The organism is Collimonas fungivorans, from assembly GCF_001584145.1.
Taxonomy (GTDB): domain Bacteria; phylum Pseudomonadota; class Gammaproteobacteria; order Burkholderiales; family Burkholderiaceae_D; genus Collimonas; species Collimonas fungivorans.
On record NZ_CP013232.1, the window covers coordinates 4,478,304 to 4,490,118 of the forward strand.

The window sequence follows — 11,815 nt, forward strand, 5'->3', positions numbered from 1 at the left end:
TCTTTGGATCTCATTGGATCAAACGCAATGTCTAAAACTTTATTAATAAAAAATGCGCGTGTCGTCGTTACCATGGATGACACGCGCCGTGAAATTGCGGGTGGCGCAGTCTTCATCCGCGACAATGTGATCGAACAGGTCGGCAACAGCGCCGACCTGCCGCAAACCGCCGACGAAGTCATCGACGCCGGCAATCACGTCGTCATCCCGGGCCTGGTGAATACCCATCACCATATGTACCAGAGCCTGACGCGCGTCATCCCGGCGGCGCAGAACGGCGAGCTGTTCAACTGGCTGACCAACCTGTATCCGATCTGGGCCAACCTGACGCCGGAAATGATCCAGGTCTCGACCCTGACCGCGATGGCGGAACTGATCATGTCCGGCTGCACCACCAGCAGCGATCACCTGTACATCTATCCCAACGGCTGCAAGCTCGATCACAGCATCGAAGCGGCGCAGCAGATCGGCATGCGCTTCCATGCGGCGCGCGGCTCGATGAGCGTCGGCCAGTCGAAAGGCGGCCTGCCGCCGGACCGCGTAGTGGAAGATGAAAAAGCCATCCTGCAAGATACGCAACGCCTGATCGAGACCTACCACGACAGCAGCCGCCATGCGATGCAACGCATCGTGGTGGCGCCCTGCTCGCCGTTCTCGGTGTCGCGCGACCTGATGCGCGAATCGGCCGTGATGGCGCGCCATCATGGCGTCTCGCTGCATACCCACCTGGCGGAAAACGTCAACGACATCGCCTACAGCCGCGAAAAATTCAACATGACGCCGGCCGAGTACGCGGAAGACTGCGGCTGGGTCGGCCACGATGTCTGGCATGCGCATTGCGTGCAGCTCGACGACGAAGGCATCTACATGTTCGCCCGCACAGGCACAGGCATCGCCCATTGCCCCTGCTCCAATATGCGGCTGGCTTCCGGCATCGCGCCGATCCGCCAGATGGTCGATGCCGGCGTGGCGGTCGGCATCGGCGTCGACGGCTCGGCCTCCAACGACGGCGCCCACATGCTGGGCGAAGTACGGCAAGCGATGCTGCTGCAGCGGGTCGGTTTCGGTCCGGACGCCATGACCGCGCGCCAGGCGCTGGAACTGGCGACGCTGGGCGGCGCCAAGGTGCTCAACCGCGACGATATCGGCGCCCTGAAGCCGGGCATGTCGGCCGACCTGGTGCTGTTCGACCTGAATAAAGTCGGATTCGCCGGCGGCTGGCACGATCCGGTGGCGGCGCTGGTGTTCTGTACGCCGGCGGATGTCGCCTACAGCATCATCAACGGCCGGGTGGTGGTGCGCAACGGCCAGTTCACTACTGTCGATTTGGGCAATGTGCTGGAGCGCCACAACAAGCTGGCGTTGTCGCTGGCTGAAGCTGCACGCTGATACGCGTTTTCGGAAACAATGGCCGCCAGCGAAATGCCGGCGACCATTCTTTTCATCTGGGACTGCTATTCAGGCGCCGATCAGGCCCTGGCCGCAAACGCGAATGGTTTCGCCGCTGATGCCCCAGGCGCCCGGGGTGCACAGGAAGGTGATCAGCTCCGCCACGTCGCGCGGCTGGCCGCCCTGCTTGACGGAGTTCAGGCGGCGGCCGATCTCGCGCGCCATGAACGGCATGTCCTGCGTCATCGCGGTTTCGATAAAACCGGGAGCCACGGCGTTGATGCAGATGCCGCGTCCGGCAAGCAGCGGCGCCTGCGCTGCGACATAGCCGATCAGCGCGGCTTTTGTCAGCGCATAGTTGGTCTGTCCGAAATTGCCGGCCACGCCGCTGATGGATGACAGGTAAACCAGCCGGGCCTGGTCGCGCAGGATATTTTCCGACAGCAGCATGCGGTCGATCGCCGCAACTGCCGAGAAATTGATGTCCACCACCTGGTCCCAGGACTGTTCTTTCATGTTGGCAAGGGTCTTGTCGCGCGTAATGCCTGCGTTGTGGACCAGGATATCCAGGCGGCCAAACCGTTCCTTGAAAAAATCCATCAGCTGGCGCGGCGCATCCGGACTGGCGATATCCAGCAGCAGCGGTATCGCGCCGATCGCCCTGCAGGTCTCATGCAAGGCTGCGCTTGCCGCCGGGATATCCAGGCAGATCACTTGTGCGCCTTCCTGCGCCAGCCGCATCGCGGTTGCCTGGCCGATGCCGCGTGCGCTTCCCGTCACCAGCGCCACCTTGGCTTTGAGCGCCCCGTGGTAAACCTGCGATGCCGGCGCAGCCACTTGAGAAGTGACATGCACCACTTGTCCGGTCACGTACGTTGTCTGCACGCCGCAAAAGAAATACACGACGCCCGCCAAGCGATCAATTGCATCGCTGGCGACATAGGCAAGATTGACCGTGGCGCCGCGCGGTCCCAGTTCCTTGGCCAGCGAGCGGCTGAACCCTTCGATGCCGCGCGCGGTTGCCGCCGCTATCGGGTCGCTGCTTGCCGCAGGCAGCGCAGCTACGATCAGCACCCTGGCGTTGCGCGCTATCGAACGCATCAGCGGATGGAAAAAATCGTAGAGTGCACGATAGTCGGACGGACTGGTGCAGCCGGTGGCGTCCATGATCAGGATGTCAGGACCGGCATCGGCGGTTTCCAACGCCACCGCGCCGGCATCGCGCGCGGCCTGCCACAGGCGATCTATGGCATAACCGTTCTGTGAACGGCCCAGCAGGATTTTTTTCCCCGCCAGTGGCTGTTCTGCATAGGGCCCCTCACTGCGCGCCAATTCAATCGGCGCCGGCAATCCCAACAGCTTGACGATGCCGGCGCCGAAGCGGCTGCCGGACAATTTGATTAACAAGTCGGACATGGATACTGCTTTCTCTACTTTTCTAATATTGCGGTGACGCCTTGTCCGCCTGCTGCGCAAATCGAGATCAGGCCACGGCCGCTGCCCGCCTGCTCAAGTATTTTCGCCAGCGTCGCCACCACGCGCGTGCCGGTGGCGGCAAACGGATGGCCGGTGGCGATGGAACTGCCTTTGATGTTGAGCCGGGTGCGGTCGATGGCGCCAAGCGGCTGTTCCAGCCCAAGCTTGTCGCGGCAGAAATCAGCCGACTCCCAGGCTGCCAGGGTGCACAGCACTACCGCGGCAAAGGCTTCGTGGATTTCGTAAAAATCGAAATCCTGCAAGGCCAGCTGGTGCTTGCGCAGCATGCGCGGGATGGCGTAGGCCGGCGCCATCAGCAAACCTTCATGCTCGTCGATGAAATCCACCGCGGCGACTTCGCCGGCAACCAGGTAGGCCATTACCGGCAAGCCTTTTTTCTGCGCCCACTCTTCCGATGCCAGCAGCACGGCGGAAGCGCCGTCGGTGAGCGGCGAAGAATTGGCTGCGGTGATGGTGCCGTTTTGCCGGTCGAAGGCTGGTTTCAGCTTGGCCAGCTGCTCCAGGGAAGAATTGGTGCGCAGGTTATTGTCGCGCGCCAGGCCGTGGTACGGCATCACCAGGTCATCGAAAAAACCTTCATCGTAAGCTTGCGCCAGATTGACATGGCTGGCCAGGGCCAACTCGTCTTGCGCCTCGCGGCCGATGCCGTAGCGCGCGGCCGTGATCTGCGCATGCTGGCCCATGGATTTTCCGGTGCACGGCTCGGCATTGGCCGGAATCTCGGGGATCAGGTAAGACGGCTTGAGCAAGCGCAGCATCGCCATCAGCTTATCGCCTTTGCCGCGCGCCGCATTCAACTTCATCAAGCCGCGCTGCAAGCCGGGATTGACACCGACCGGCACGTCCGAGGTAGTGTCCACGCCGCAGGCTATGCCAGCTTCGATCTGTCCCAGGGCGATCTTGTTTGCCACCAGGATGGCCGCTTCCAGCCCGGTGCCGCAGGCTTGCTGGATGTCAAAAGCCGGGGTGGCCGGATGCAGGCCGCTGTCCAGCGTGCATTCCCGCAGCATGTTCCAGTCGCGCGCATGTTTCATCACCGCGCCGCCGACCACTTCGCCCAGCAGTTCCCCCGCCAGTCCGTACTTGCCGACCATGCCGCGCAAGGTGTCGGTCAGCATGGTCTTGTTGCTGAGTTCCGCATAGGCGGTATTCGAACGCGCAAACGGAATCCGGTTGGCGCCGACGATGGCGACCCGGCGCGGCGGCAGCTTATTCATGACACTCATTTTTCATAGGCAGGCAGGCGTTTTTGTTCATTGGCGTCAAACATCCTGTTTCTTAATTCCGCGATAGCGTCGGCATTGCTGAGCTTACTACGTTCTGCCAGGTAAGCGCTAATCCGGCTTTTCCAGGCCGCTTCGCCCTGGTCGACTTCCGCCATGCGCGCGGCCGCTTCCGGCGACAGGGCTGCCGCCCGCATGCGATAGACGTCGTCTTCGCTGGCGCCCTGCTGCCGCATCTTGGCCGCGCTATCCTCCAGCTTGACGATTTTCAGGGGCGCTGCCCGCGCTTCCCGCAACGACGCCGGCAAGGCGGCATCCAGCGCGGCCAGCTTTGCCTGCTTCTGCGCCTCGCTCAGCGATTTGTCCTGGCCGATTTCCATCCTTGCCAGCGTGTCCATGTCTTCGGTATCGCTGGAACCGAACATGCCCTTGCTTTCCGCAGGGCTGAAAAAGCGGGCGCGCATTTCCTGCATTTTTTCCATGCGCTGCCGGATCGCGGCCAGGCCGTTGCCGCCCAGCTGCGGGTTTTTATCCAGCTCGACCAGCGCGGTCTTGTATTCGATGTAATTGCCCAGCAGGCGCTTGGCCTCGCCGGCGGCATTCGGCGTCAGGCGCCGTTCGAGTTCCTGCTCGATTTCCTTGCGGATGGCATCCAGCGGTTTCTCGCCCATGGCGCTCAGGTAATAGTCAAACAAGTCCACCAGCTGGGCGTCGACCACCAGCACGTCGCCGGCGGCAACCTTGATGTCGCCGTCGGGGCGGGTCCCTTGCAGCGATTTCACGAAAGGGAACAGGTCGGCTTGCGCAGCGGCTTTTGGCGCAGGTGGCTCCTCACGCGTCATCAGCAACGGGACGGCAATGGCGGCGGCCAAAGCCGCCGCCCCGATCCAGACAAATGGATATCGGATTTGCATGCTTACAGTCCCAGGCCCTTCAAGCGGTTGGCTTGCTGGCGATAGACCGTCTTCGGATTGGTTTCAAAAATATTCACCAGCCCCAGCACCTGGTTCACTTCATCCAGATGGTTCATGCCGTAGTTGTCGCGGATCACGCGGCCCAGATGGCTGCCGCAGCTGCTCACCAGGCCGTCGCTCTTGGCGCCGCCATATGCAAGCGAAAGCAGGGCCATGCTGCCGTCGCTAGGGTCGAGCATGTTAGTCAGAGGCTGGCCCCCGCTCCAGGAAAAATAATACACCCCGCCCACCTGGTAATCGCCTTCGCCGCAAGCGGTCGCAGGCACGGCTTCAGGATGCGCCAGGTTGAATTTGGCCATGCCTGCGGTAGTCAGCGAATCCAGCGCGGCGACCGAATCCTGCGGATTGCCGCCGCCCGACAATACATCGATCAGCTTGGTGAAACCATTGGCCACCGATCCCAGCACCGCTTGGGTGAAAGAACCCGGAGCCACCGCGCCGCGGATGATGTCAGCCACCGCCGCGCCTTTGTTCGGACCGGCTACGCTGGACACCGAAGCCACCAGCTGCGGCGCCACCGAAGCGACATAGCGGACGGTTGGTCCGCCATGGCTGTGTCCGATCAGGTTGACCTTGGCGGCGCCCGTCGCGGCCAGCACCTGTTTGACATAGGTCAGCAATTGTTCGCCACGCACTTCCGTGCTGTTGGCAGCCGATACTTCGGCGACGTAAACCTGCGCTCCGTCAGCGTTCAGTGCCTCGGGAATCCCATAAAAATACTCGACCGGCCCGATCTTGTCGAAACCGAACAAGCCGTGCACCAAGATGATCGGGTATTTGGTCTGGGTGTAGCCGGTAGCAGCCCAGGACGGCGCCGGCAGGACGGCCAAGGCGACCAGGGCGGCGCCAAGCCATTGCAAGAATTGCTTTTTCATTTTATGTATCTCCGAAAATTTTTATGAACTCGTTACGAGTGAAACCACGTTCTGGATTACCTGATGGATTTCTCCTTTCCATTGTCAGCATCCTCGGTTTCCTGCCACTTCAACGAAGCACCGCTCTGCGGCGGTGTCTCATTTTCCTGCTAAAAATATCAATCTGACATCGCAGGCGATCATCTGCCTGATGCACTCTAACATAGGCTAGCCTATTTAAACATAGGGTACCCTATTTTTATGATTTTGCGTCTTTTGGAGAAACCGGGACCAGCTCTGCTGCCGTCCGGCTGGCGATTCTTCGCGGGAAGCATGAACTATAATGAACGGCCGTCGATCGCCAGTGCGAGGGTCGATGCAGCCAGCAGGCGCGGGGCCTGGGATAATTGCGCAGGAACCCGGTTTGTACAATATGCCGTATCAGGGGGAGAAACTGGAGTGTCGTCCGAGGAAACAATGCCCGAATCACCACGCCGCGCGAGAACAAAAAAATCCTGTCGCCGGATGACTGGATCGATGCGGCAACCGAACTGCTGATCAGCAAAAGCATCGATGCCGTACGGGTCGAGTCGCTGGCGCGCGAGCTGGGTATTACGGTGGGAAGTTTCTACTACCACTTCAAGGACAGGAACGACCTGCTCTCCAAGCTGCTGAAACGGTGGCATGAGAGGACCACGACGCAAGTGCTGCGCACATTCGAGGGGCGCGTATTTTCGGCCGAGGAAGTGCTGGACGAAGTGCTGGCCCTGCCTTTCCATGGCCTCACGGCGCGCCGTGCGGCCATGATCGAGTTCGCTATCCGCGCCTGGTCGCGGCGCGACGACATGGCGCGGCAAGCGGTGCGCGAGGTCGACCAGCAACGGCTTACCTACTACAGCAAAGGATTCCAGGGCATGGGCTTTGGCAAAGCGGAGGCCAACAGCCGGGCGTTTACCCTGTACAGCTTCCAGCTGGCGCAGTCGCTGCTGTGGGACCTGAATGACGACAAGGCCCGCAAAAGACAGCTGATCTTCACCAAGGAATTGCTGCTGGCGCCGCGCCAGAAGTAGCCTGCCGCCAGCCGCCGCAATCGATCCCGCAAATAAAAAAAAAAATTTTTCAGCATGGCCTTTTTTATTTCATCGGCAAACAGCTTTACTGCGGCCAGATTTCCGCCAGGCGCAGCAGGTTGGTGCTGCCCGCTTCGCCGAACGGCATGCCGGCGGTGATGGCGATCTGGTCGCCGGCCTTGGCGAAACCTTCCTTGACCGCGGTCTGGCAGGCGGCAGTCACCATTTCGCTCTCGTTATGCACCTGGTCGCTGATAGTCGAATGCACACCCCATACCAGCGCCAGCCGGCGCGCCGTCGACAGCTTGGGCGTGATGCTCAGGATCGGCGCCATCGGCCGTTCGCGCGCTGCGCGCAGGCTGGTGTGGCCGGAACTGGTATAAGTGACCGTGGCTTTGGCGCCGATGATGCGAGTGACATCGCGCAAGGCCGAGCAGATGGCGTCGCCGCGGGTCGGCAGCGGCGACTCATGCTGCGCGTCCAGCATATTCTGGTACAGCGGGTCGCGCTCGACTTCAGTGATGATGCGGTCCATCATCGCCACCGCCGGCAGCGGATAAGCACCGCTGGCCGATTCGGCCGACAGCATCACGGCATCGGCGCCGTCGTAGATGGCGCTGGCGACGTCCGAGGTTTCGGCGCGGGTCGGCACCGGCGAGGTGATCATCGATTCCAGCATCTGGGTGGCGATCACGATCGGCTTGCCGTGCTGGCGGCAGACGCGCAGGATGCGTTTCTGCACCCCAGGCACGCGTTCCGGCGGCAGTTCGACGCCGAGGTCGCCGCGCGCCACCATGATGGCGTCGGACACCTGCACAATCGCATCCAGCTGGTCCAGCGCCGCCGGCTTTTCCAGTTTCGACAAGATGCTGGCGCGGTCGCCGATCAGGGCGCGCGCTTCCAGCACGTCTTCCGGCCGCTGCACGAAAGATAGTGCAATCCAGTCGACGCCCAGTTCCAGTGCAAACTTCAAGTCGCGCTTGTCTTTTTCGGTCAGCGCCGGAATCGGCAACACCGCATCCGGCACATTGACGCCCTTGCGGTCCGACAGCGAGCCGCTGTTGATTACCCGGGTGTGGATAGCCTGGCCGTCGCAGCTCAACACCTGCAGCCGCACCTTGCCGTCGTCCAGCAGCAAGGACTGGCCGCCGGCGATCACCTCGAACAACTCGGGATGCGGCAGGCACACGCGCTGGTTGCTGCCAGGCGCGGTGTCGCGGTCCAGCGTGAATTCCTGGCCGGCTTGCAGCGCTATCTTGCCGTCGGCGAAAGTACCGATGCGCAGCTTCGGTCCTTGCAGGTCGGCCAGGATGGCGATCGGGCGGCCGACGGTTTTCTCGACTGCGCGCACGATGTCGTAGCGTTCCTGGTGGTCGGCATGGCTGCCGTGGCTGAAATTGAAGCGGAAGACATCGGCGCCGGCTTCGAACAAAGCCTGGATGGTGTTCTGGTCCGCGCTGGCGGGGCCTAGCGTGGCGACGATTTTTGCTTTACGTTGACGGCGCATGATGAACTTTCTGTAGAAGATCGACCACTAGATCGACCAGTTGAGCGGCGAGAATACCTGCGTCCACCTGGAGTGACGGCGGACGCAGAATTTTTTTGATTGAAGAAGTCAGGTCCGGCGCATCAGAGAATCAGGATGGCGCGGAAATCATTGACGTTGGTGCGTGTCGGCCCGCTGACAACCAGGTCGCCCAGTGCGCTGAAAAAACCGTAGCCGTCGTTGTTGTCGAGCATGGCGCGCGGGCGCAGGCCCAGTTCCGCCGCCTTGCGCATGGAATCAGGCTGATAGATGGCGCCGGCGTTGTCTTCGGAACCGTCGATGCCGTCGGTGTCGCAGGCGATTGCATGGATATCGGGGAAGCCATCCAGCGCGGTCGCCAGGCTCAGCAAGAATTCGGCGTTGCGGCCGCCGCGGCCCTTGCCGCGTACGGTGACCGTGGTTTCACCGCCGGAAATCACCACGCATGGCTTGCTGAACGGTTGCCCGCGCCGTGCGATCTGGCGTGCCAATGCCGCGTGCGCCAGGCCGATGTCGCGTGCTTCGCCTTCCATTTCGTCGGACAGGATATACGGCGTCAGGCCGGCAGCGACAACAGTAGCCGCGGCGGCATCCAAGGCGTCTTGCGCAGTGGCGATCACATAGTGCTGGTTGCGCTCCAGGCGCGGATCGCCGGGCTTGGCGCTTTCGCCGGCGCCGGATTCGAGATGCTTGAGGATCGCTTCCGGCGTTTCGATATTGTATTTGCGCAGCACCGCCAGCGCATCGGCGCAAGTGGTCGGATCGGGCAGGGTCGGACCGCTGGCGATGATGCCGGGATCGTCGCCCGGGATATCGGAAATCATCAGCGTCACTACCCGCGCCGGCGCGCAGGCCAGCGCCAGTCGGCCGCCCTTGATGGCGGACAGGTGCTTGCGCACGCAGTTCATTTCAAAAATATTGGCGCCGCTTCTCAGCAAGGCTTTGTTGATCGCTTGTTTCTGTTCCAGCGAAATGCCAGGCGCCGGCAACGCCAGCAAAGCCGAGCCGCCGCCGGAAATCAGGCACAGCACCAGGTCGTCGGCAGTCAGTCCCTGCACCAGTTCCAGCATGCGCGCCGCTGCCTTGCGGCCGGCTTCGTCCGGTACCGGATGGGAAGCTTCCACCACTTCGATCCGCTTGCAGTCCGCTCCGTGAGCGTAACGCGTCACCACCAGGCCGGAGATATCGCCCTGCCAGTGATCTTCCACCGCCTTGGCCATCGCTGCCGCGCCTTTGCCGGCGCCGATCACCAGCGTGCGTCCCTTGCCGCTCGGCGCAGGAATCCTGGCCAGGTATTCGGGCAGGCATTTGGCGGCGCTGACGGCGTCGACCGCGGCCTGGTACATATCGAGGAGGAGTTGGCGAGGTTTGATGCTGTTCGCGGCGCTGTTGGCAATAGTCATGCTGTTATACCTTGATCCATGAAGCAGAGTGTCTCGAAAATTTTTGTATTTATGATGATGCGACCGCAGCTTTCATCAGCTGGCTTGTTTTTATAAAACGATAACATATATTGCGGACCGGAGCGCCGTGCGCTCCGGTCCGCCAATTCAGGCAGCTATCTTACGCCTTGGCGATTTCGTGGTTGGACATGATCTCGATCGCGCGGCACAGCGCCGAGTGGTCGAGCCCGCTCAAACCGTTGGCAGCGCAAGAATTCATCAGCTCCTGCGCCACCGCAGTGTTCGGCAGCGACACCCCAGCGCCTTGGCGCCCTGCAGGGCCAGGTTCAGGTCTTTCTGGTGCAGTTCAATGCGGAAGCCTGGATTGAAAGTCCGTTTTACCATGCGCTCGCCATGCACTTCCAGGATACGCGACGCCGCAAACCCGCCCATCAAGGCCTGCCGCACACGCGCCGGATCGGCGCCTGCCTTGGAAGCAAACAGCAAAGCTTCGGCCACCGCCTGGATGTTCAACGCGACGATGATCTGGTTGGCTACCTTGGTAGTCTGGCCGTCGCCGTTGCCGCCGACCAGGGTGATGTTCTTGCCCATCAGTTCGAACAAAGGCTTGGCGTCGTTGAACGCGCCTTCGGAGCCGCCCACCATGATGGTCAGCGATGCCGCCTTGGCGCCGACTTCGCCGCCGGACACCGGCGCATCCAGGTATTCGCAGCCCAGCGCGTTGATCTTCTTGGCGAAACCCTTGGTGGCGATAGGCGAAATCGAGCTCATGTCGATCACGACCTTGCCGGCAGTCAGGCCTTCGGCTACGCCCTTTTCGGCGAACAGCACCGCTTCCACGTGCGGCGTGTCTGGCACCATGATGATGATGACATCGGCGCGCTTGGCGACTTCGGCGCCGGAGGTGCAGACGGTGGCGCCGCCGTCGATCAGCGCTGCCGGCGGGTTCTTCTGGTCATGCAGGTACAGTTTGTGGCCGCCGCGCTGCAGGTTTTCCGCCATTGGCGCGCCCATGATGCCGAGTCCGATAAAGCCGATTTTTGCCATGATATTTCTCCGTAATTTTTAAAATGCCTATTGCTGTCAGAGGCGAGGCTTAGAGACCGTGCACAGCCCGCCAGCCCAAGCCTTCGACGGTGCCGGCCTTCGGCTTGTACTCGCAGCCGATCCAGCCGTCGTAACCGATCTCTTCCAGGAACTTGAACAGATAGCGGTAATTGATTTCGCCGGTGCCCGGCTCGAACCGGCCCGGATTGTCCGCCAGCTGCACATGCTTGATCTGCGCCAGGTTGGCCTTGATGGTATTGGCCAGCTCGCCTTCCATTCTTTGCATGTGATAAATGTCGTACTGCACGAACAGGTTGCTAGAGCCGGTCGCCTTGATCAGGTCCAGCGCCTGTTTGGTCCCGGTCAGGAAAAAGCCGGGAATATCAAAGCTGTTGATCGGCTCGATCAGCAAACGGATGCCGGCAGACTGCAGTTTGTCGGCTGCAAATTTCAGGTTGCTGACCACGGTCGCCTGCGCCAGTTCGCTGCTGACGCCGACCGGCACGATGCCGACCAGGCAGTTCAGCTGCTTGACATTCAATACCTTGGCGTAGCGGATGGCATCGTCGACGCCTTGCTGGAATTCGCTGACGCGGTCCGGGTGGCAGGCGATGCCGCGTTCGCCGGCTTCCCAGTTGCCCGCCGGCAGGTTGTGCAGCACCAGTTCAAGGCCGTTGGTGGCCAGCTTGTCGGCGATCTGCTCGGCCCGGAACGCATACGGGAACAGGAATTCCACTCCCTTGAATCCAGCCTTGGCGGCGGCATCGAAGCGCTCCAGGAACGGCAGCTCGGTGAACAGCATGGTCAGGTTGGCGGCTAGTTTTGTCATGTCG

The 11,815-nt window shown here is 61.6% G+C and carries 9 protein-coding genes and 1 pseudogene; 2 read left to right on the forward strand and 8 right to left on the reverse strand.

Annotation, left to right across the window (positions count from 1 at the left end; all coding sequences use genetic code 11):
* The first annotated feature begins 27 nt into the window (after positions 1-27).
* On the forward strand, positions 28-1,389 hold the full coding sequence (locus tag CFter6_RS19610; protein WP_061541347.1) for an 8-oxoguanine deaminase: 1,362 nt from the start codon (positions 28-30) through the stop codon (positions 1,387-1,389).
* 69 nt (positions 1,390-1,458) lie between these two features.
* Here CFter6_RS19610 and CFter6_RS19615 read toward each other — a convergent pair whose 3' ends face one another.
* Genes CFter6_RS19615 through CFter6_RS19630 form a run of 4 tightly spaced genes read right to left on the reverse strand, consistent with a single transcriptional unit; the run spans position 1,459 to position 5,958 of the window.
* A complete protein-coding gene (locus tag CFter6_RS19615) occupies positions 1,459-2,805 on the reverse strand; it encodes a 3-oxoacyl-ACP reductase (RefSeq protein ID WP_061541348.1) in 1,347 nt (448 codons plus the stop codon).
* 14 nt (positions 2,806-2,819) lie between these two features.
* Positions 2,820-4,112: an acetyl-CoA C-acetyltransferase gene (locus CFter6_RS19620; protein WP_417924779.1), complete on the reverse strand. Its 1,293-nt coding sequence runs from the start codon at positions 4,110-4,112 to the stop codon at positions 2,820-2,822.
* Positions 4,109-5,023, reverse strand: coding sequence for a lipase secretion chaperone (locus CFter6_RS19625; RefSeq protein ID WP_061541350.1), 915 nt, complete (start codon positions 5,021-5,023; stop codon positions 4,109-4,111). The genes CFter6_RS19620 and CFter6_RS19625 overlap by 4 nt, the downstream gene beginning before the upstream one ends.
* 2 nt (positions 5,024-5,025) lie before the next feature.
* Positions 5,026-5,958, reverse strand: a complete 933-nt coding sequence (locus CFter6_RS19630) for an esterase/lipase family protein (protein ID WP_061541351.1) — start codon at positions 5,956-5,958, stop codon at positions 5,026-5,028.
* Between the two features lie 386 nt (positions 5,959-6,344).
* Here CFter6_RS19630 and CFter6_RS19635 point away from each other — a divergent pair, with 386 nt between their 5' ends.
* The gene (locus CFter6_RS19635; protein WP_236904424.1) at positions 6,345-7,007 is read left to right on the forward strand and encodes a TetR/AcrR family transcriptional regulator; all 663 of its coding nucleotides are present in this window, start codon (positions 6,345-6,347) and stop codon (positions 7,005-7,007) included.
* 85 nt (positions 7,008-7,092) lie between these two features.
* On the opposite strand, the gene pyk is transcribed toward CFter6_RS19635, so the two are convergent.
* The 4 genes and pseudogenes from pyk to hyi form a co-directional block, all read right to left on the reverse strand.
* The gene (gene pyk, locus CFter6_RS19640; protein WP_061541352.1) at positions 7,093-8,514 is read right to left on the reverse strand and encodes a pyruvate kinase; all 1,422 of its coding nucleotides are present in this window, start codon (positions 8,512-8,514) and stop codon (positions 7,093-7,095) included.
* 122 nt (positions 8,515-8,636) lie between these two features.
* The gene (locus tag CFter6_RS19645) at positions 8,637-9,935 is read right to left on the reverse strand and encodes a glycerate kinase type-2 family protein (protein ID WP_061541353.1); all 1,299 of its coding nucleotides are present in this window, start codon (positions 9,933-9,935) and stop codon (positions 8,637-8,639) included.
* A 160-nt stretch (positions 9,936-10,095) separates the two neighbouring features.
* Positions 10,096-10,982, reverse strand: a pseudogene (locus tag CFter6_RS19650) (2-hydroxy-3-oxopropionate reductase).
* Between the two features lie 49 nt (positions 10,983-11,031).
* Positions 11,032-11,811: a hydroxypyruvate isomerase gene (gene hyi, locus CFter6_RS19655; RefSeq protein ID WP_061541354.1), complete on the reverse strand. Its 780-nt coding sequence runs from the start codon at positions 11,809-11,811 to the stop codon at positions 11,032-11,034.
* Between the last annotated feature and the right edge of the window lie 4 nt (positions 11,812-11,815).

What these genes read in the sequence shown, in the direction of transcription:
- CFter6_RS19625 (WP_061541350.1), bottom strand. Translation starts at nt 5,023, where the DNA reads ATGCAAATCCGATATCCATTTGTCTGGATCGGGGCGGCGGCTTTGGCC.
- CFter6_RS19630 (WP_061541351.1), bottom strand. Translation starts at nt 5,958, where the DNA reads ATGAAAAAGCAATTCTTGCAATGGCTTGGCGCCGCCCTGGTCGCCTTG.
- CFter6_RS19620 (WP_417924779.1), bottom strand. Translation starts at nt 4,112, where the DNA reads ATGAGTGTCATGAATAAGCTGCCGCCGCGCCGGGTCGCCATCGTCGGC.
- hyi (WP_061541354.1), bottom strand. Translation starts at nt 11,811, where the DNA reads ATGACAAAACTAGCCGCCAACCTGACCATGCTGTTCACCGAGCTGCCG.
- CFter6_RS19610 (WP_061541347.1), top strand. Translation starts at nt 28, where the DNA reads ATGTCTAAAACTTTATTAATAAAAAATGCGCGTGTCGTCGTTACCATG.
- CFter6_RS19645 (WP_061541353.1), bottom strand. Translation starts at nt 9,935, where the DNA reads ATGACTATTGCCAACAGCGCCGCGAACAGCATCAAACCTCGCCAACTC.
- pyk (WP_061541352.1), bottom strand. Translation starts at nt 8,514, where the DNA reads ATGCGCCGTCAACGTAAAGCAAAAATCGTCGCCACGCTAGGCCCCGCC.
- CFter6_RS19615 (WP_061541348.1), bottom strand. Translation starts at nt 2,805, where the DNA reads ATGTCCGACTTGTTAATCAAATTGTCCGGCAGCCGCTTCGGCGCCGGC.